The following is a 22,920-nucleotide window of genomic DNA, read 5'->3' as shown; positions in this document are numbered from 1 at the left end:
CAAAATCATTTTCTAACGATAAAGGGTAAAGTTGCCGTGGAAGGTACGTGAGTCGTTCTCATCACCGAGTTCGACAATGTACCAATAGTCTCCTGTTGGCATATCGCGTCCTTCGTATTTACCGTCCCATTCTTCTTTCTGGTTAAGTACTGCTAAGCGGCGTCCGTATCGGTCGAAGATAGTAGCTCGGATGAACGGATACTTCTCTACATTACGAGGTGCCCAAGTATCATAGGTGCCATCGCCGTTAGGGGTAAAGAAGTTAGGTATGAATACGTCGAAATATTCTTCATAGAAAATCTTTTCGAGTACGCAACCATTACCTGGGTTAGGGTTTTCACTAGCGCTATCAAAGACTCTTACTTTTACTATTTTATAGGTTTTTCCACTTACTGGATCGGTATAGTCGGGGTCGGTAAGCTTGAGTTCATAGATATTTTTATCGTCATAATACTCTCCGTTGAACTCATAGCGGTAAGGTTTTCGTCCTCCTACACCTTCTACTTGTAGGGTATTAACTACTGTAGTAGGTGTTTTTACTATATTTGTGATTTGATAAATCTCTTCAATACTTATTGGTTTGGTAAGTACTTGGTTACAAACCTTAAGCATTCCTGTTACAGAGTGTACGCTGGTATACTCTATTTCGAGGGTTTGGGTAGCGATGCTTCTGTCAAAACGAGTTTGGTCTATATAACCAATATTTACTCCGTTATTACGTGAGAAGGTTTGTGCTACACTGCTACCATTGAGCTTATAGGTCATATTATTAAAGTTAACTTCATCTTTAAAGCGTACTTCAATATAAGTAGTGAACTCATTATTATCACAATTATAACGCTGAACGGTTTCGGCATCAAGATCTGGTGATGAGTAAACAGTGAACTCATAAGATGGTGACATTGTACAACCTACACCTGCGCCTTGACCACTATCGGTGATAATTATCTTATAGGTACCTGCTGGATAACCTGCCCCTGTAGGTGGGGTATTAGGTGAATTTATCAGGGTAGTGCTATACACATTGGTTTCATAGTGATAAGTGATATTGGTATACTTATCAACTATTTCGACAGTATAAGGAGGACGGCCTCCTGCCACATGGAAATCAAACGAGCCATCATTACCTCCGTAACATACTAAGAGATTGGAAGTAGTTTCGGAAACTGTAATAGGTTTAGGTTCTACTACTTCAAGCTGTTCAACTTTTACATTACAGCCCCAAGTATCCATAATCTCGAAGGTATAAATACCTGGTAAGAGGTTATCGAAACGACCGTTATCACGTTGTGTTAGGGTATTATAATTGGCATCTATTAATGAATAGTAATAGTTACCAGAACCACCTGTGATAGTGCTTGGTATGGCCTCGATAATACCATCGGAACTACCAAAGCAAGTAGCATGCTGGGTTACAGTAATGGTACCAGTAATAGTATCGGGATGCAACAAGCCTACTTGGGTAGTACCTGAAGCAATTTGGCAACCCCAAGCATCGGTAATGGTTATCGTATAGGTAACCACACCTCCTGGTGTACCTGTTGATACTAAGTTCTTGAACAGAGTGCTATCACCATCGATACTAATATCCTTTTGACCTGTAATAGCACCGCCTTGGATATCGACCCTATAAGGAGCCCAACCACCTGAAACTGTTACAAGAATCTCACCACGGTTATTATCACAAGTTACACTAGCGGTTTCTTGTGCAAATACAGTTATTGGGCGCTCAGCTTCAATAAGCTCAAAGGTGGTGTTGGCGGCACAACCTGTAATAAGTGAGGAAGCCTCAACACGATACTTACCAGCATTAAGAGTTTGCTGTGTTTTACCTGGGGTAAGAGTACCATTGGTTGTACCACTTACTACAGCACTATTAGTAGCTATATCGTAAATTACATAGTTAAAGCCGTTAGCCACTTGGTCGCCATCAGTAAGGCGAGTATCAGTAAGTTCAAGGGTTACCTGACCTGTACCACCCTTACAAGTTACCCTTGTAATATCTTTAGCTTCTAGGAGCAAGGTACTAGGATCAAGAACAGTATAGTTAGTACTTACTTCACAACCTGTTGATAGATTACGAGCTGTAATTACATAGTTACCAGTCTCGGTAAGGGTAACATTATTATAAGTCATACTATTGAGTATCTGATTTGGTATTGCAGGATTTAAATAACCTGCTTTAGTAATGATATACTCAATACGCTCATTATTATATACCGTAGTACTACTAAGAGTTACATTAAATATCTCACCAGTATTCACACAAGTAAGGGCTTGTGTTTGGCTAGCAGTAAGACTGCTCATTGCAAGAGTTGATGAGATTGTTACTGCCCCTGTTGAAGCCTCACAACCATTAGCATCGTACACACGTGCATAGTAGTTGGTATTGGCAGTTAAATAGTTAGGTAGAGTGTAAGTGTATTTATTTACATTATCTTCTACTGTTTGCTGATTAATAACTACATTAGAACCTACTTCACGGAACTCAACACGTGAGTATGGTAAAGTACCACCCGTAACTCCTGAAAGATCTAGTTCAAGCTTTGGATAAGTAGTTTCTCCTGTGAGATAACCACTATCACGTTCACAACGGTAATCTTCCTTAGTTAAGGCGTTAGGATTAATAGTTATTGCATCAGGAGCGATTACTGCTATTTCTGTTGTAACTTCACAACCATAAGCTGATTTTGCCTTAACAATGTATTTAGCACCTCCTAATGAGATAGGTCCTGAAGGCACACCTTCAAAAGTAACGTAATTCAAGTTATCAGTTTTCACTACTGGAGAACCTATTACTGATGAGGTTGTTACTTTATCAACTAGATCAAATACATAAGGCGCATCGGATGCTGGAGTTACTTTCACCCTTACAGTAGCTGTTTGATTAGCACACGAAGGGGTTGTTATTGAAAGTACCTCAATAGTAGGCATCTGAGGTTGTGCAACAGTAAAGTTCATAGTTTGAGCACACTCTGCCGAAGTACCAAAGGTAGCTGCATCATACACATTAATACGGTAGTTACCTGCAGTAATGGTATAAGTAGCTCCATTTGCATTATATGAGTTACCTGTTACATTATCAGCAGTAATAATAGGAACAGAACGCTGTGTATTATCAGGCTGGCTAGACAAACGATATAAGCTTATACGATAAGCACCAGAACCACCAGTGATATTAGTAACATTAATATCGGCAGTACCATTACCACAAGGTACTATTGGAGTGTGAGAAGCTTTGAACTTAATCATTTCATTCACACGGAAAGTAGTACCAGTCTCGCAACCATTGGCATCACGTATTGACAAGGTATATGATGCTACGTTAGGAGCTAAACGGATTGGCAATAAAGCCTCATTATCAGTAGCTGAAGTAGGTACAGTAAAGTTTTGCCAGTTAGTAATACCATCTATTTTGTAAAGATGTTGTCCCACACCTTTAGTAGCGAATATTACACTTATAGGGTAATCAGCATTCTCACTACAAGCATCGTGTACAGCTACAGAGGCTATAGCAGGAGTACTATCCATACCTACAGTTACCTGATAGTTCTTATCACAACCATTAGCATCACGAACATATACACGATAAGTACCTGAAGGCAAATCACGTGAGGCTTGGTGATTATTAATATTAAATGCATTATCTAAGGCATTACCTGTAAGTACTACTGGAGTATAAACCTCATAGTAATACTGATAAGGAGCCGTACCTCCGGCAGCATCTACTACTACCTTACCTAACCCATTATTTGCTGGCTGCTGGCAGTTAGCATTTTTAGTTACTGTTACAGTAGCTGTAAGCAATGAAGAAGATTTACCTATAGTAAACTCTTCTGATCCCATTGTACAAAGAGTTACTGGATCTGTAAATAGTACAAAGTAACGACCTGCTGGTATATTTTGTATAGTAACATTTTCACCTACTGATGATGTCCCCGTAAGAGGCAATGCACCTCCTACAGGTAGATTATTTCCTGCTGCATCTACAGGATTGGTAAGCACAGGGTTAGAAGGTGGATATTTGTACACATTATAATTTATACTACCTGCTGTATTCCAGTTTTTAAGGAATAAATTCAATTTACCATCATTGTTATCAGCACAAGTAGTAGGTTTTGTTCCTGTAATAGTCACCTCTAAATTTGATGTAGTAGGCACCTTAATTTTAGCTTCTTTTGTAAAACTACAGCCAGTGTTAGTGTCGTATACTATGAAAGTATAACGTACTCCAGGAGCTAAGCCTGTAAAGGTATACGTAGAAGCTTGTGCTATAGTACCGTCAGAAAGGGTTGTAGTTGTTACGTCACCCATACGATACCAATTATGACCACCCACTGTATGTATAGGTAGTGTTGCTCCTACAGGCATTGTCATGCCTGCGTGGTACACTGCTATATACTGACCATTAGCTATTGTATTTCCTGAACTTGCAAATACTGATACTGCTACTTCACCATTAGTTCCTCCACAAGCTACAACTGTGGTTGAACGTACATCAAGATTGTCAGATTCTGAAGCTATGACAAAATCATTTATATACTTACAGCCTTTGCTATCTTCAACAAGCACTTGGTATCTACCAATATCTTTATTAGTAAACTGCTCAGCATCATTTGTTTGTACATTAGCACGGATTTCATCAACAAAACCATTCTTACGCAAGGTAATAGTAAACGGAGCTGTACCGCCAGCCGTTACTTGTGCTGTAATTGTTGATAATAAAGTACCTCCACTACTACCTGTACATTTCAAGTTAGTATGGGTTACTGTTGCTACCATAGCAGGTACTTGAGTAATAACTACAGGCATAGGTTCTGAAGTACAATGTTTAGAATCTTCTATTGTAAGAGTATAAGTTCCAGCTGGTAATCCCACTATATCGCCAACACCATATTGTGCTGTAGTAATTCCGTTAAAGAGCAATATAGAATAAGGAGGTATACCACCAGTAATACTACTACTATTAAGTAGTATTTTACCTGTATTAATACCTGCACAATTTACATTTTCAACTGTTGGGGTAGTTGTAAACGCAGGAGCTACTATCTTTACAGTTTGCTTATCCGATAATACTTCACAGTAATCACCATTATCCATACGATAACGTACTTTAAAATAGTAATCTCCTTCTATACTAGTTTTGAAAGTATACTCGTTACCTGATGTACTTAAGCTCATACCTGTAGGTATAGCTACACTAAAGCCCGATGTTGGATTATTACTCCACAAAAACTGACGTGTACCTACACGACCACCAGAGTGAGTTATCTTGAACTCTGCCTGACTATTAGGCGTACAATCTTTAGCTGTATGTAATACAGTTCTGATACGTAATGGGTTTTCAATAGTGTAAGTAGTTTGAGTTGTACAAGAACCACCATCACGTACATATATAGTATAAGAACCTGCAGTTAGGTTTTCAAAAGCAAACGATGTACTACTTGCAGTGGCTGCATTTTCATAAGTAATATTATCTTTACTAAACTGATACTCACCATTACCACTTAACACATTTACTTGAAGTCTACCACTAGTACCTCCTGCAAAGCAAGGTTCTAAATCAACTACTTCTATTTGCAGAGGTTTAACATTAGGAACTACAAAGGTAGCTGAAGCCACACAACCATTGGCATCTACAGCTTCTATACGATAAGTACCTTGTTCCAGATTGAAATCGGCTTCATTATTTACTGCTGCTTTAGAAGCTGGGGCTGTACCACCTCCTATAGGACTATAACGGAAAGTAGTATATGGACGCGCACCTCCTTCCGCAGTAAAGCGTACTGAAGCAAACGTATTTTGGCAATTTACAGGAGCCTGAATAGTAGCTGTAACTGTTAATGGCACTGGTTTCTTAATAGTGTAATTAAAGCTTGTTACACAATTAGCATTACCTGGTTTACGTATATAAATTGTAGCATTATTTATAGCTGATAAACCTGTTATAGTAGCTACCCCTTGGGTAATAGTAGTAGCTGACAGGGTTACTGCTGTCCAGCTATTAGTACCTGAAAGCTGATACTCAACACTATTACCTCCTGGATTATCTACTGTAAGGAAAATAGAACCATCGTTCTGTCCACATTTTTCATCAGCTGCAGTACCACGAGCTGCAAATTTACGATTATTTTCTATATTTACTGATACTCCCTCTGCTCGTACTTCACATACTTTAGTAGGTTGCCATATTTCAATATCATCTACAGCAAAGTCCGAACCTTCTTGAGAGTCATTAGCTATATTTCTAATTTCAAATACTACCGAGTTATAGTTTACTTGTGTAGCAGCAAAGGTTACTTTCTTATTCACCCAAGCACCAGCCTGTTGTAATTCCCCTAATGATTTTTCTACATACTGACTCATATTACCAGGGTTATAAAGTCGTACTACCAAGTTAGGATTTATTGCTCCTATATAGCTAGCAGGTATCAGATTGAATAAGTTTACTGATACACTCAGCTCTTGATTCACTACCACACCATTAATAGTGCGTTTATACACTACTCCACTATCATTAGCAGTAGCACCACCATTAATAGCCAAATAACGACCATCAGTAACACCTGAGGCATCAATAGGAGTTGGACTTACCCAGATAGGTAACGTAGGCACTTGGCGGGTAATCATATATTGATTATTAGTCAGTGCTGTACCATTGGAATTACAAGTTATAAATATAACATCAGAATCACAAGTATCTAAACCTGTGCCAAAATTTTCTTTAAACAATATATTAGGTGTAGTACCTGTCACATTGGCAGGAGTGTAGATAGCATAAATGCTATATACTCCTGGTGAAAGTGTAAACACATTTGAGGTACGTGTTTCATTAAGAGTACCATCAGCATTAGTAATTTGGAATTTATAGTTACCAGTAGGATTGGTAGTAACTGTAAAGGTACCTTTACCTTCACAATCATACTGTACTGCTGTAGTAGTTACAGTAGCTGGCACTATAGGTTTTATTTGGATAGGAATTTCTAATACACACTTATTACTATCACGCACATATACTACTGAAGCAGTAGAACCTACCATAAGCACCGGATTAGTACTATAGTTCACATTATTAGCACTGAACTCATAGCCCTTACCAGTACCTCCAGATACATTATTAATAATTACTTTGTACTGCTTGGTAGGGGTCGCTGTATCACATGAAATATCTTCAGCTACCCCAGCATAAGCACGAATGGTGCTATCCATACTCTTAACTTCAAGATTAGGATTACTATAAGTACAAACAGCACTAGCACTGCTACCCATAGTTACCCTTATTTCAAGCTCATACTTAGCAGCAATAAGGTTATTAAAGAAACCTGTTGTATTCTCATCTACATATACTTTATTGCCTAATGAATCAAAACGATAAAGTATAGACTTCACATTTTGCTGAGTGTTATAGGTAACTGATATTTGTCCAGAGTTAGGCAATGCCCCACAAACTACATCACGAATATTAATTTTATAACCTAAAAAGTCTTCAGGTAAAATATCAATCGCAGGAGTAAGAGCGTATGCATTTTGTGCATCTTTAGCTAAGAATACATAACTACCTGGCTGGGTTATTTGTACATCTCGATCTTGTCCTATAATACCAACAGGGATACCATTAACAATATAATCAGAAGGCTGTACATCACTATAATTGGTATAACCTTTTTGTATCACGCCATCTATACTCCAAATAGCAAAGCTAAAGGTAGGATCACCACCCGATGCTTGGAAATTAATAGTACGTAGATTACAATTTTTCCATGCTTTAGCTGTTGCTTTAGCTGTGAATTTTAGGGTTCTCTTAATTTCTTGAGAATATGTCCACTTACAGCTTTGTGGCAAAGAAGGTGAGGTTACCTCAATTACATAATTACCAGGATTAGTAATTGTGAATGAATGAATAGGCGAGTTTTTAGTGATTGAGAGCTGTCCGTTCTGTGGAATTACAGTACCGCTGTTATCTTTTATCACATATTTATAAGCTATACCCGAGGTAGCCATTTTAATAGAAATGTTACCTGCTCGATAGCTGTCAATATCATTATAATTAGTTACTTCGCCTGAAAGGGCATTGTTAAATACATCAAAATGGAATAGGCTTACACAATCTCCTCCAGCATTAGTCACACGCAAGCGGTAATGTGCTGTAGAGTTTACTGTGAAACTTGGATTTGTAGAAACAGTATGCCAGTCACTATCAGTAGTGTTAGGACAGTTTTGCCCTTTAGGACTTGCACCATTATTTAACTGTTGCCATTCTATTTTTGAGTTACGGAAGTTAACCTTCAACGTTCTAGACGACTCATTACACAAAATAATGTGGCTTACATAAATATCTTCCGAAGCACATTTATCTCCTCCATTAGCTTGTGAGCGGATAGGATCTGTAATATTCTCGCCATCTACTAGCTGTATTTGTTCAGTAGTAGTATAAGTAGTGCCATTGCACTCTTTTATTTTTTCTACACGATAAGTTCCTGTAGCTGTTGCATCAATATAGTTAAGATTCAATGGGTTTGCTTGTTGTAAGCCATCTTTGTACCATATATAACGATCAAAACCAGCAATAGCAGTAAGGCGTGTAGTAATAGCAGGATCACTTACACAATACAACTCCGAACGGTTGCACGAAGCAGTAGAAACTTGTATAGTAGTCGAGCTTGTTTTGGTTTGCTTAGGCACTATACAGTTAGGTCGCCCTCCTTCGTAAGAGAAAGTGTAAGATGCTTGTAGTATATTCATACAAGGCTTACCAAACTCATCACAATCACCGTTAAGCTGTAAAGGGATACGTATTTCACGTTCAGCTTGCCCTGGTCGCAAGGTTTGCGCAGGGATATGAATAGTAAAGGTGTTAGAAGTCTTTTCAGTTACTACAGGGCGGAAAGTCGTCTCAATAGCTCCAGAGAAATCAGGCTCACCTATCTTCACACCTGGGTGATTAGGCAAGGTTATTTGCATAGTAGCCGAAGTAACATTTTCCTGTCCTATGTTTTTATACTTAATGCGGTAGTAGAAACTTTCAGTAGTAGCCAAGTTATGCGTGATTACGCCATTGGTACCATCTACAAAGTCATCTTTCATTTGCATATCAATAGCATTGCTCTTCACCTCTACATTAAAGGTGCAAGTAGCCACATTGCCCGATGTATCTTCAAACACATAAGTAACTGTATGCAAGCCAACGTCAAAATGTTGTCCACTTTGGTGTGTTTGGCTCCAAGCCCCTACCCTACAATTATCAGTAGCAGTTACCACACCCCAACTAGCTACACCATAACACTGCCCTACAAGAGTATTTACAGTAATAGTGCCTGTAGGGCAACCTGTAATTACCGGCGGGGTAGTATCAGGAGTAAACTGAGGCGTTATAGATGCTACTCCCGAAGGGTTCACTACGCACAAACTAGTATCAGCAAGGTTATAGCGTACCAAGTAACGAGTAGCTCTTTTAACTGTATCAGTAATTGTTTGTGTTATACCTAAAGAAGTTTCAGTATTATCAGTCTCTACACGGAACCACTCAATATCAAACAGCTGAGTAGAGCCCCCAAAGGTAAGTTCAACCTCATCACCATTACAAGGGTTGGTAGATTTTGATATATAGGTAATACTAGGAGCAGTATAGTTATTAGAGTTTACAATTATATTATTATCAGGATAACTACCACAGCTATGAATAGTTTCAACTACATAGGTGCCATTAGGTACGTTTTTAAATACGTAACCAGTCTCTCCCGATGCAGCTTGAAACTGAGGACTAGAAGACACCTCTGTGCCATCAGGACGTTTCAGTACAAACTGAAGTGGATAGTTAATATATTCAGGGTTTTTCACACGTACAGCCACCAACCCTGTACCTCCAGCCGATGAGCAAGATGTCCCTACTACATCACGCTGCAAAGCTCCTGTAGGACTAATAGTCAGGTACACACGGCTTACGTGGTTAGTAATTCGGCTCCTGTTGGCAATATCATAAGATAGCTTATCTGCATCTTCTGATGGCACCATACTATAGCCCCCTAATGCAGCAAGAGGGTTGGTAATCATGGTAACCTTTTCAGTTGCCGACCCTGGATTATCAATTTCTTTAATACGAGCATGATAATAATAAGTAGATTCAAACTTATACTCACCATCCGAAAGGTTATTAAAGGTATGTGTTCTGTCACGAGAGCGCTCTACTTGTTGCCAAGTACCTGCATTTGTTTTTTTGAACAGAGTGAAAGCTGTATACTGTATAGTACCTACAGGGGTTGCTTCCAATGCGTATGATATTTTAGACGTACCTTGACAGCCTTGTACTACCTTCAGTTCATCTTTATCATATTGCATAGGTGTATCAAGGTTAATTCTCTTGGTAGCAGCATTGCCACAAGCATCAGTAATGGTAACATCATATTGCCCTGGCGGTATATCACCAAACTCAAAGCGGTATGCATCATTTGAAATATCAGGATTCCATACCTGTTTAACCATTGGGAAGGTATAAGTTACTTTGCGCAATGGTTCAAATGGCAAGGCTGTTTGGAAATCATAAGTACGGGTACCAGTACCTCCGTCATCCACATAGTCCAATTTTACAGTAATAGGATAATTAAAATGGTACCCTGCTACCCATTTGCGCAAGGTTACTGTACCTTTATAGGCACCTCTATCAACTTCAATACCGTTAAAGCGCTCTGCTATTTTGCTATGGGCTGTCTTAACTTCAGCAATACGTACAGGCTCATAACAGTTTGAATACCCTTTGGTTTTAAATTTTACTTTATAATATCCATCAGAACGCCCTGATAAATCAGCATAGAGCGTACCATTGTTATTTATCCAGTTATAATCAGAACCAGGTGTTAATAATTGCCATTTGGTGTTATCATTAATTTCACCACCTGTATATGAACCCGCTTCAAAACCTGGATATTGCTTCGTACCAGTATATTGGTACACCTCATAATAAAAACCGTGAGTACCAACAGAAGGGTTAGATAACCAATCGGCTATTGTAAAGCCTTGCCAATCATAATAACCAAAATTAAATGTATCCGAAGCATTATCAGGATTAGGCAATTTTACTTTCCTAAAATAAGTATTTACCAACAAATACCTTTTAGTATTCGGTGTCGGACAAGGATCAGCAGGGTTTACATTTAAGTCTGATCGGTTCGTAGCCTCAATAGCCGAAGAACCTCCCCTATGCAAAAATATGTAATGACCTTCATTAGCAGGTACATTAGTTTCTGTAGTCCTATTTTTAAGTACATCTACCTTGTTTTCATCAAGTTTGAATTTCTTTACTACAGTAGTTTTACCCAAATTTAACGTCAATTCTACTATATCATTTTCTTCAAACTGTACTACGCCTTTAGTAGAGAATGAATAAGCATTTGCTTCACCTGCTCGCTCTTGGTTCTGGTATTTATTGGTAATATCATAAGTACCTTGTAGCACTCCAGCACTGTTATAACGTCTCAGAACAGCTGTATTGGCACGTGCTTTTATCTGTGATTCTAAGCCATAGATATCTACATTGTCTTTGCGTTTTAGGCGAAACGACATAAAGAACTTGCAGTTCTTATCAACCCTTAATGTACTACGATCGCCTTCTATTTCAAACTCCATACAATCAATCGTAAGCTCAGGCTGATTTACAGAGAAAGCACGGTAGTTGGTATCACCACAAGAAGATACCCCTCCTGCTTTGTCGTGTACAGAAAGAGTATAATCATTACCTGCAGTAATAGGCTGTGCTGCCGTACCTTGTATAGTTACAGCAAAAGGCTGATTTACATTAGGATTAACAAGATTATTATTACTATACACAGTAGTACTTCCTTTCTTAAGTACTACCTCAAAAGGACCTTTAGCCCCTTTCTGAATAGTGAATTCCACTCGCCCGTCATCCCCCGCACCAGCACAAGATGGTGGGTATGACTTAAATACAGTGAAGATAGGTGGCACATAATTAGAAGTAACTGATACCGTACGGGCATTAGATCTTTTATTAGTCTCTACCTCAATAAGAGTAACAGTGTAAGTACCCACTTTCAGCCCTTGAAACTCATACACGTCTTTCCCCGAAACTCCTATTTCCATAGGCTCGGTACGCCCTACAGGGTCGTTAGGTATATCCAATTTCACTTGCACCTTGGTACCGGCACTACCCATCCCCGGAGGAAGAGTAATTTTCAGTTTACTATCGCCCATACACTGCCCTTTAGTAACCTGATGCTGGAAAGCATTGAGGTTCAGAGGCATTTGTGCCAAAGCGGTGAAGATTGTTGTTATTACTAAAAGAATTGTTAGAAAAAACTTTTTCATAATGATTATATGCTATTCTTGAAACAAATACTGTCTGTTATTAGATACTTTAATGCACAAAAGTACACATTTTTATCGAGGTGACAAAATATAAAAAAGTTAAATGTTAATTTTTTAAGGACACAGTAACCGAATATCACACCACAAAACACAACCCAAAATACTGATTTATAAATATATACAAATAAAAATAACCTCCCACCAAACCTCACAATTATTTATTTTTTTAACGTTTTATAGATGAAAATTTAACAGCTATATGCCGTGAAATTAGTCGCCAATAACCGGTAAATCACCCCAAAAAGAGTGTAAAAAGAGGTAAGCCTCAAGCCTACAAGTAACCAGTCCTCCCCCTCCCTTCACCCTCTTTTCCTCTCTCATTTATTATTCTTCATCAAAAATCCATTTTCTTTGCGAATAATGCAAAACCACTCCCTCCCTCCCTATCCCCTATCTCCTAACTCCTTCCCCCTTATAATCAGCCCTTCCCAACCCCACTCTCTCACCTCTTATCTCTTATCTATCACCTACCTTAAACGAACTTATAACGAAGGATAAACGAACTATAAACGAAGGATAAACATTACCTTGCTGATTATCAGTTGTATTCACCCCACACCTTCCATTGCATAATTCGCAACCAAATCGCCAAAACATTGCATTATTTTCATCTCCCCTCCCCTCCTCCCTATTACTGTCAATAGCCAATGCTCCTCCCCGCAACTCTCTTCTTTCCCCTTGTCCAATAGCCTCCCCCAAAAAGAATTAGCCCTCCCAATACAACCTCCACAAAAACTAAGTAAAAAATCTTGCTAATTGATATTTATTTTGTACTTTTGCACTCTAAAAACTAAAGATTTAATAAATGGAATTCCTTTTTTCAGCCGATGCCCTTGTGGCGCTCATTACCCTAACCTTTTTAGAAATAGTTTTAGGGATTGATAATGTGATATTTATATCAATAGTTACCGGTAAGCTGCCCGAGCATCAGCGCAAAGGCGCCACCCGCTTAGGGCTCTTTTTAGCTATGTTTATGCGCATAGGGTTGCTCTTAGGCGTATCCTACCTTATAAAGTTAAAAGACCCCCTCATCAGTTTCGATTGGGGCTGGTTCTCAGCTCATTTTAACGGACAGGCTCTCATATTGCTCGCCGGTGGTATTTTCTTGCTGTACAAATCTACCAAAGAAATCCACGCCAAAGTAAACCATATCGAACACGTTACCCAGTCCGATGAGCCTCAAGCTCGCCAGCACGCCTCATTTGGCGGTACAATTATACAAATACTACTCATCGATATCATCTTCTCAGTCGATAGTATCCTCACCGCCGTAGGTATGACCAATGGAATTAACGGCGCTCTGTACCTAATGATTACAGCAGTCGTGCTTTCAGTAGCCATAATGATGCTCTTTGCCAACCCCGTAGGCAACTTCGTGAACCGCAATCCTTCAATACAAATATTAGCCCTTTCATTCCTGATACTCATCGGCTTTATGCTCATCACCGAGAGTATGCACCTTTCCGAAGCCGTACTCGCTGGGCAAACCGTAGGGGCGGTACCTAAGGGCTACTTGTACTTTGCCATCGCCTTCTCATTAGGAGTTGAGTTCCTCAATATGAGAATGCGAAAAAAAAACAATAACTAATACTTAAAAGTTTAATACAATGGACACAACAACACTTAAAATAATTTTCAACAATGCCGATTTATTGTTGTTCCAACCTTTGTTTGATAGGTTTAAAATAAAAACAACAGTTCTAGAAAACGATGATTTCTACTACAATTTGTCGGCAGAAGATATAGAAAATATAGAGAAATCTAAAGAGCAAAAAAGATTAGGACTTTACAAGCATACTTCAGAAGTTCACAAATTAATACAAGAAAAACATGGAATTATTTTGGACAGATAATGCTATTGATAATCTTGATGAAACACTCACCTATTGGATAAGAAGAAATAAATCAAATGCCTATTCTGAAAAAATAGTTTTGTAATTCACTTTTTAGCAATACTATTCTTGTTAGGGGCAGTACTATTCTCCCTACCATTGCTTTACTAAAAACCTACTAACTCCTAACACCATACACCTTAACAATGGACAATATTTTAGGATACGATACCATAAAAAACTATTTACAAGCAAGTGTTAGCGCTGGCCGAATCCCCCACGCACAGCTGTTTGTAGCTGCCGAAGGGCAAGGCGCCCTCCCTATGGCGATTGCCTATGCTGGGCTTATCCTATCACAAGCCAACCCCAAGGCAGCCGCACAGTGCGCACAACTCGCCCACCCCGACCTCCACTTCGCCTTCCCCACCTCCACCAACGATAAGGTAAAGAAAGACCCCGTAAGCTCATTGTTTATGGACGAGTGGCGCACCTTTGTAAAGGAACAGCCCTACGGCTCCCTCTTCGATTGGTTCACATTCTTAGGAATCGAAAAAAAACAAGCCAATATAGGCGTCAACGAAGCCAAAGAAATCACCAATAAGCTCGCCCTCAAATCCTTTGAAGGTGGCTATAAAGTGATGATTATTTGGATGGCCGAAAAAATGAACCTCGAAGCTGCCAATAAGCTGCTAAAACTACTCGAAGAACCAGCCGAGAAAACAGTTTTCATATTAGTAGTCGAAGATGAAAACGCCCTGCTCGATACCATCAAATCCCGATGCCAAATACTGCGCTTCCCTCCCCTAAGTGAGAACGCCATCCGAGGCGCTCTTATCTCTCGTGGCGTACCCGAAACCGAAGCTACCAAAATAGCCCTACGCGCACAAGGCAACTATAACAAAGCACTCCAACTAATGGACAATAAAGAAGGAGAAGACGCCCTTTTTGAGCGTTGGTTCATAGCTTGGGTACGCAGCGCCTACCGCGCCAAAGGGAACAAAGCCGCCATACAAGGACTACTAGCGTGGAGTGATGAGATTAACACCGTAGGGCGCGAAGCTCAAAAACAGTTTTTGCAGTATTGTGCCGAAGTTTTCAGGCAGGCATTATTGCTAAACTACAAGGCAAGCAATTTGGTATACATCCAGTTCACCGACCCTAGCTTTCAGTTAGAGCGCTTTGCCCCTTTCATTCACGGCAATAACATCGAAGCCATATACCAACTTATTGAAGAAGCACAACTGCACGTCGAGCGTAATGGTAACGGCAAAGTCATCTTTACCGATTTAGCCATCAAGCTCACCCGCTTGCTACACTCCAAATAGGTAACAAAATAATTTGCTAATTTGCTAATTTTCAGAGTTTATGTTAAACGCAATTTCCCCCATCGATGGGCGTTATGCCAGCAAAACGGCTGCCCTTGTGCCTTTCTTTTCAGAAATGGCACTGATTCGTTATCGTGTAAAAGTAGAAGTAGAGTACTTTATAGCCCTCTGCGAACTGCCTTTGCCCCAATTAGCATCTTTCCCCAAAGAAAGATATGCCGAGCTGAGAAAACTATACCAAAACTTTGGTGAAGAAGAGGCCTTACAAGTAAAAGAAATAGAACAAACCACCAACCACGATGTAAAAGCTGTCGAGTACTTCATAAAAGAAGCCTTTGACTATTTACACTTAGAGCCCTTTAAAGAATTCATTCACTTTGGGCTCACCTCACAGGACATCAATAACACAGCCATACCTCTTAGCATAAAAGAAGCCGTGGCACAAGTATATTTACCCGCTACCGAGCAGCTTCTCAATAAGCTATACAGCTTAGTAGCCGAGTGGCAAAACGTTCCGCTACTAGCACGCACCCACGGTCAGCCTGCATCTCCTACTCGCTTGGGTAAGGAGTTTCAGGTGTTTATAACCCGCTTGGAAGAGCAGCTCAAAACCCTATTAGCAGTACCTTATGCCGCTAAGTTTGGAGGGGCTACCGGTAACTATAACGCTCATAAAGTAGCCTACCCTACTACCGACTGGAAAGCCTTTGGCACCCATTTTGTCGAAAGTATATTAGGACTACACCACTCATTCCCCACTACACAGATAGAGCATTATGACCATTTAGCAGCTCTTTTTGATGCCCTTAAGCGCATCAACACAATCCTTATAGATCTCAATCGTGATATATGGACGTACATTTCAATGGATTACTTCAAACAGCAAATAAAAGCAGGCGAAGTAGGTTCTTCAGCTATGCCTCACAAAGTAAACCCTATTGATTTTGAAAACTCCGAAGGTAACTTAGGCATCGCCAATGCTTTATTAGAGCATTTAGCTGCCAAATTGCCCGTATCAAGATTACAACGTGACCTTACCGATAGCACTGTATTACGCAATGTAGGAGTGCCTTTCGGGCATATCCTTATCAGCCTGCAATCTACCCTAAAAGGACTGAATAAGTTACTACTCAATGAGGATAAAATACGGGAAGACCTTCACAACCATTGGGCTGTAGTAGCCGAGGCTATTCAAACTATCTTGCGCCGTGAGGGCTACCCCAATCCGTATGAAGCTCTTAAAGCGCTCACCCGTACCAATACAGCTATCACTGCCGAAACCATTGCCCAATTTATTGATACCCTGAAAGTAAGTGACGCAGTAAAAGCTGAACTTAAAGCTATTACCCCCGAAAACTACACAGGAATTTAAACATATTTAGGCAATATTATTAACTTCTACAAAACTGTTTTCTTGGTGTTCTTTCAGCACCTCGAAAACAGTTTCTTATATAATATCCCCCTTGCCAAGCATTCTTCATTCAGGCTGTAAGGCTCTTTCCTCTATCCTTTGGCGCACATAAATCTTTTAATATAGGATTCAAATTGATAGCCTTATCAAAAAAAGTACAGAATAAAGCTAGGCTTTTTAGGCTTGTTTTTTAGCTATAAGATTTTTCTATATAAGAAACCCTATTTATACAAATTAAATTAGTACCTTTGCCTCGTTTTAACAAATTAGAATGCAAAAGGGAATTTTACTTGTGAATTTAGGGTCGCCTAATTCATTTGCTGTAAAGGATATTAAATCCTATTTAAAAGAATTTTTAATGGATGGGCGCGTTATCGACCTACCTTATTGGCTGCGCTATTTGCTAGTTAATGGCATCATCCTTAACGTGCGTCCGCCTAAAACTAGTAAAGCTTACCAAAAGATATGGTGGGAGGAAGGATCTCCTTTAATAGTCATTAGCCAAAGGCTTACCGATAAGGTACAGGCTGAAGTGTCAGCTCCAGTGGTAATGGCTATGCGATATGGGAATCCAAGTATTGAGAGCGGATTGGAGGCTTTGCACGCTAAAGGCGTTACCGAGGTGCTGCTTGTACCGCTGTACCCCCAATATGCTATGGCTACTACCGAAACTATTGAGGTACTAGCCGAAAAGCTGATAAAAGAACGCTTTACCTCAATGAAACTCCACAAGTTTCCAGCTTTCTTCCATCGCCCCGAATACATTGAGGCTTTAGCAGCTATAGTGAAAGAACACGCTGCTACCGCTCCGTTCGATCATTTGCTATTATCCTATCACGGTGTCCCCGAACGACACCTGCGCAAAACTACTCCTACCCCTGCCCACAAGCATATAAAAGAGGGGGTAAGTTGTTGCGATCCTTACAGTACCGAAGGAGCCCTCTGCTACCGCAGCCATTGCTTTGAAACCACACGCTTATTGGCAGAAAAGCTGGGCTTGGAAGAAGGCAGCTACTCACAGTCATTTCAGTCTCGCTTGGGTATAGATAAATGGCTTACACCTTTCACTACCGATAAGATTGCCGAATTGGCAAAAAAAGGAGTAAAGCGGCTCGCTATAATTACACCTGCCTTTGTTGCCGATTGTGTCGAAACGTTGGAAGAGATAGAGATAGCTGGCAGCGAGGTGTTTTATGAAAATGGAGGAGAAGAGTTTAAGATGATACCTTGTTTGAATGATTCACCTCTTTGGGTACAAGCCCTTTCAAAATGGATTAACACTTCTATTGATAATTAGAAAACAGTAATCAACAATTAATAAAATGGACTATTTTATTGCCAAAAGTATACATATTATTTTCGTCGTAAGCTACTTTGCTGGGATTTTTTATATGGTACGACTTTTTATCTACCACACCGAAGCGTTGGAAAAACCAGAACCCGAGCGTTCTATATTGCACAAGCAACTTAGCTTTATGGAAGAACGCTTATGGAATATCATTACCGTACCAGCCCTTATCCTAATGACCCTTGCAGGGGCATATATGTTGTGGGAACAATGGGGAAGTCTTATCAAGCAGGGTTGGATGCACGTAAAGCTGCTGTTTATTGTTTTTCTTTATGTATATCACTATTATTCTTGGCGAATAATGAAGCGCTTACAAAAAGAAGAAATCACTTTCACTTCAGTACAACTGCGTATGCTTAATGAGGTGGCTACTATCATTCTTTTTGTAGTGGTTTTTGCCGCTATATTAAAGGGATCGTTTATCAGCTTTTGGTACTATGCCTTAGTAGCTTTTGTAGCTATGGGTGCACTGATTATGTTAGTAGTAAAATTAGTAAATAAAGGAAAGAAATAATTAATAAGTTAGCATATTGGCTAATTTGTTAATGAAATTATGATTGAAGCATTAAGACATAAACCTGTAAGCGAACTACCTGCTTTAGCACAAACCTTGCGTAACCGAATTATTGAGGTAATTGCTACTCGGGGCGGACACTTAGGCGCAAGCCTTGGCGTGGTAGAGCTTACCATTGCCTTACATTATGTGTTTAACACCCCCGATGATATACTAGTATGGGATGTGGGGCACCAATGTTATGCTCATAAAATACTTACAGGCCGAAATGCCGAATTTGAACATATAAGACAGCAAGGTGGCATTAGCGGCTTTCCCAAACGGGAAGAAAGCGAGTTTGATGCCTTCGGCACAGGGCATTCTTCTACCTCATTGTCGGCTACATTGGGTATGGCTATGGCTTCAGCTTTAGAAGAGAATAGTAATAGACAACACATAGCTGTCATAGGCGATGCTTCAGTGGTAAGCGGAATGGCTTTTGAGGCCTTAAACCACGCAGGTACTACTAGTGCCAATATGCTTATCATTCTCAATGATAATGGTATGGCTATTGATCCTACTGTAGGGGCTTTCACTAAGGAACTAAAAAGATTACGTGAAACTCAAGCTACTGATAGTGCCTTTTTTAAGGCTTTAAATATAGCTTACAAAGGCGTAGTTAATGGGCATAATCTGGAAGAACTCATTACAGCCCTACAAACCGAAAAAGAAGAGCGTGGGGTGCGTCTACTACATGTAATAACTATGAAAGGCAAAGGCTTTGCCGAGGCCGAAACAAATCCTATATCTTTCCACTCACCAGCTAAGTTTAACAAAATAACAGGCGAACTAACCTCCTCTGCCACCCCTCTTAAATACCAAGATGTAGTAGGGCAAACACTTATTGAACTCTTCAAGCTAAATAATAAAACCATAGCTATCACTCCTGCTATGAGCAGTGGTAGCGGCCTATATGCCCTACAACACACCTTCACCAATCGTGTATTTGATGTAGGCATAGCCGAACAGCATGCTGTTACTTTCGCCGCAGGCTGGGCTGCAAGAGGTTTCATTCCTTTTTGTATTATCTATTCCACCTTTTTACAACGTGCTTATGACCAACTTATCCACGATGTAGCACTGCAAAATCTGCCTGTTGTTTTTTGTATTGATAGAGCTGGCTTAGTAGGTGCCGATGGGGCTACCCATCACGGTGTGTTTGATATGGCTTTTTTGCGTGCTATTCCCAATCTTATTATAGCAGCACCACGTAATGGTGCAGAGCTGCGCAATATGCTATACACAGCACAATTACCCCTCTCCCACCCTATTGTCATTCGTTACCCACGCGGGTACTGCTCTGCCTTTAATACGCAGGAACCTTTTAAAGAGCTTACTATAGGTAAAGGTGAGCTGCTTACAGAGGGTACCGAGGTAGCTATCATATCCATTGGGGCTATAGCTACCGAAGTAGAAAAAAAAATAGCGGCAAGCTCTACGCCTGCACGCTATGCTCATTATGATATGATTTTTCTAAAACCTTTAGATGAAAATCTACTACATCATATTTTTACTACTTATAAAGCTGTTATTACAGTGGAAGAAGGCAGTACTGGCGGCCTAGGAAGTGCAATAGCCGAGTTTTCTGCTGCCCATCAGTATAGTATTCCTCTCAAAACTATTCACCTCCCCGATACTTTCATCTCACAGGATATTAGTTTTAGTGAGGCAACTTCATTCTGTTTAGAAAGTCTTCTTTAACCCCATCGGCAATGGTAATGCGCTGCTTCCCAAATATTATTTGATTGCGCTCCATTATTTCTATCTTATTCAACGCTACTATAAATGACCTATGTACACGCATAAATTGATCTGGGGGCAGTAATTCTTCTATTTTTTTAAGGCTCATTAGTGTTTGAAGAGGCTCTGCAGTACTGGTAAGGTATATTCTAATATAATCCTTAACACTTTCTACATACAAAATATCACTAAAGAGTACTTTTACCTGTTTGTAATCTACTTTTACAAAGATATAATCATCAGTAGCCTGAAGAGGCTTGCTAGCTGATAAACTCTCCAACTGGATAGCTTTTTGTGCTGTTTCTAAAAACTCGGCATAATTAAAGGGCTTAAGTAGGTACCCTATAGCATTCACTTTATAGCCATCAAGGGCGTATTGGTTAAAGGCTGTGGTAAATACAATACGAGTATGAGGAGGCAGTTTTTTTGAAAGCTGTAAGCCTGTGAGTTCAGGCATTTGTATATCCATATAAATAAGCTCAGCATCGCCTCTATTATAAAAATAATCAAGTACATCAATGGCGTTAGAAAACTTACCTACAAGCTGCAAGAAAGGTGTTTTAAGCACATAACTTTCTAATAGTTGTAGTGCCATAGGTTCATCATCAACAATTATACAAATCATTGGTGTTCATTATTTTGTATTGCCTTGATAAAAGCCGCTCTACTAAGTGGCTCATAGCTATCGGCCTCACCCAACATACGCTGCTGTGTATTAGGTACTTTCCTAAAACTGTAGTTAGCCAAATTACCTGTACGTGTACAAACAGCATGTACTTTAGTAACATACTCGGCAGTAGCCATTAAGTAGGGCATAGGCCCAAAAGGATTACCTTTATAGTCCATATCCAAGCCAGCTACTATTACACGCACCCCATTATTGGCAAGTGTATTACACACATTTACTATTTCATCATCAAAAAACTGAGCCTCATCAATACCTACTACATCGCAGCCATCGGCAAGTAAAAGGATACTTGCAGCAGCCTCTACTGGTGTAGAAGGTATTTCATTAGCATTATGTGAGACGATATTAGTATCATCATAACGTGTGTCAAATGATGGTTTAAATATCTCCACTTTTTGCTTAGCGAATTGTGCCCTTCTCAGTCGGCGTATTAACTCTTCTGTCTTGCCTGAAAACATTGAGCCACAAATAACCTCTATCCAACCTGCTTTTTCAGTATTATTAAGAGTATTTTCTAAAAACATTTCTTTTAAAAAGTATACGACATTCCAATACCTAACAACTGCTTGAACTGAGTACGTGCCCCATAATTATGTGTAACGCCAGCACCATCTTTATATGAATAGAACTTCACATCATCATCATATTTGATATGAAACCCTATACGTGCCTGCACGTAATTATTGACTCTAAAATTCAAATTAGTTTCCCAGTCTACATCTATATTACCAAATTTCTTTAAGTAATCACCATAGAAATTGAAATTAGTACTAAGGTGCATATTCTCCATCATCTTTTTACGCCAATTCCCTGATACTGAAAAACCCACTTCGGAATTTGTCTTTTTTCCCTTTTCTACCCCAAAAGCACCTTTATCGGATAGTTTTTTATCCAGTACAGCTGTTGTTTTAAGAGTTACAGGAGATATAAACAAATTAAAATCTATCTTGGAAGGTGCATACTCGGCACCCAAACCAAAAGTAATATAAGCAGGTGCTAAGAACTTTGAAATAGGCTCTTCTGTATTAGGGTAACGATACCCATTATTCATCTGTGAGAGAAACTGGTAACGTGCTGTATAATACCAAAATGATTGTGAGTTACCTCTGTACCCAAATGACGAAATTAACGAGAGTTTATCATCCGTTTTTCGTGGTGCACGCCCACTTTGTGCATTCACCCCATAGTTAATTTCCAGCTCATTATCCCAGAAAAAAGTACGCTCATTATAGCGTCTTCTGAACTTTGCATTCATAATTGCAGAGATAGAATTTTCGCCTCCGGCACTCCAATTGGAGAAGGACATTTCGCTCATATTAAGGTTTACCTGGTTGAATTTATACCACTTTTCTTGCTCTCGTTTTACACGACTAAAAGTGAAGTTCAGCGCATTCTTATCCTCAATAATCTTAGCTGGTGATGATTTGATGGGTGCATAACGCGGTTTTGCTTTCCGTATTTGCCCCCAGCCTACCGCAGCTATCATAATAAATACAATTGTTACTATCTTTTTCATTGCTTAAGAGATGTTATTTTTCGGGTGCAAAGATACAAAATAAAGAACAATTAACAACTATAAACCTACTATGTTCTCATCATAATTTATATTTGCGTGATGCTTTAATGGCTTTTAGAAATTATAGAA

11 protein-coding genes are annotated in these 22,920 nt (G+C 39.5%); 7 read left to right on the top strand and 4 right to left on the bottom strand.

The annotated features are described in order from the left end of the window. Positions 1-12 precede the first annotated feature (12 nt). Positions 13-12,318 carry a T9SS type B sorting domain-containing protein gene (locus tag C4H12_RS12845; RefSeq protein ID WP_106099256.1) on the bottom strand — a complete coding sequence of 4,102 codons (12,306 nt, stop codon included), beginning with the start codon at positions 12,316-12,318 and terminating at the stop codon, positions 13-15. 865 nt (positions 12,319-13,183) lie between these two features. On the opposite strand from C4H12_RS12845, the gene C4H12_RS12835 reads away from it, so the two are divergent. From C4H12_RS12835 to C4H12_RS12805, 7 genes are all read left to right on the top strand, one after another. Then, on the top strand, positions 13,184-13,966 hold the full coding sequence (locus C4H12_RS12835) for a TerC family protein (protein WP_106099254.1): 783 nt from the start codon (positions 13,184-13,186) through the stop codon (positions 13,964-13,966). A gap of 19 nt (positions 13,967-13,985) precedes the next feature. Continuing rightward, a complete protein-coding gene (locus C4H12_RS12830) occupies positions 13,986-14,231 on the top strand; it encodes a hypothetical protein (protein WP_106099253.1) in 246 nt (81 codons plus the stop codon). A 185-nt stretch (positions 14,232-14,416) separates the two neighbouring features. Next, positions 14,417-15,535 carry a DNA polymerase III subunit delta' gene (locus C4H12_RS12825; protein ID WP_106099252.1) on the top strand — a complete coding sequence of 373 codons (1,119 nt, stop codon included), beginning with the start codon at positions 14,417-14,419 and terminating at the stop codon, positions 15,533-15,535. Positions 15,536-15,575: 40 nt separating this feature from the next. Next, entirely contained in the window at positions 15,576-16,907 is a 1,332-nt protein-coding gene (gene purB, locus C4H12_RS12820) for an adenylosuccinate lyase (protein ID WP_106099251.1), read from the top strand. A 310-nt stretch (positions 16,908-17,217) separates the two neighbouring features. Continuing rightward, positions 17,218-18,243 (top strand): ferrochelatase, encoded by a 1,026-nt coding sequence (gene hemH, locus C4H12_RS12815; protein WP_106099250.1) that lies wholly within the window; start codon positions 17,218-17,220, stop codon positions 18,241-18,243. Between the two features lie 25 nt (positions 18,244-18,268). Then, positions 18,269-18,808 carry a CopD family protein gene (locus tag C4H12_RS12810; RefSeq protein ID WP_106099249.1) on the top strand — a complete coding sequence of 180 codons (540 nt, stop codon included), beginning with the start codon at positions 18,269-18,271 and terminating at the stop codon, positions 18,806-18,808. A gap of 39 nt (positions 18,809-18,847) precedes the next feature. Beyond that, a complete protein-coding gene (locus C4H12_RS12805; protein ID WP_371514464.1) occupies positions 18,848-20,548 on the top strand; it encodes a 1-deoxy-D-xylulose-5-phosphate synthase in 1,701 nt (566 codons plus the stop codon). Here C4H12_RS12805 and C4H12_RS12800 read toward each other — a convergent pair. The 3 genes from C4H12_RS12800 to C4H12_RS12790 are packed head-to-tail and all read right to left on the bottom strand — an operon-like array spanning position 20,508 to position 22,791. Next, positions 20,508-21,212 (bottom strand): LytTR family DNA-binding domain-containing protein, encoded by a 705-nt coding sequence (locus C4H12_RS12800; RefSeq protein WP_106099248.1) that lies wholly within the window; start codon positions 21,210-21,212, stop codon positions 20,508-20,510. The two genes, C4H12_RS12805 and C4H12_RS12800, sit on opposite strands and share 41 nt — an antisense overlap. Further along, positions 21,209-21,799, bottom strand: coding sequence for a thymidine kinase (locus C4H12_RS12795; protein WP_106099247.1), 591 nt, complete (start codon positions 21,797-21,799; stop codon positions 21,209-21,211). Before C4H12_RS12795 ends, C4H12_RS12800 begins: the two co-directional genes overlap by 4 nt. A 5-nt stretch (positions 21,800-21,804) precedes the next feature. Beyond that, on the bottom strand, positions 21,805-22,791 hold the full coding sequence (locus tag C4H12_RS12790) for a DUF3078 domain-containing protein (RefSeq protein WP_106099246.1): 987 nt from the start codon (positions 22,789-22,791) through the stop codon (positions 21,805-21,807). Positions 22,792-22,920: the final 129 nt, after the last annotated feature.

This window comes from Capnocytophaga sp. oral taxon 878 (assembly GCF_002999135.1).
In the GTDB taxonomy this organism is placed as follows: Bacteria; Bacteroidota; Bacteroidia; order Flavobacteriales; family Flavobacteriaceae; genus Capnocytophaga.
This window is presented reverse-complemented; position numbering and strand designations above follow the sequence as displayed.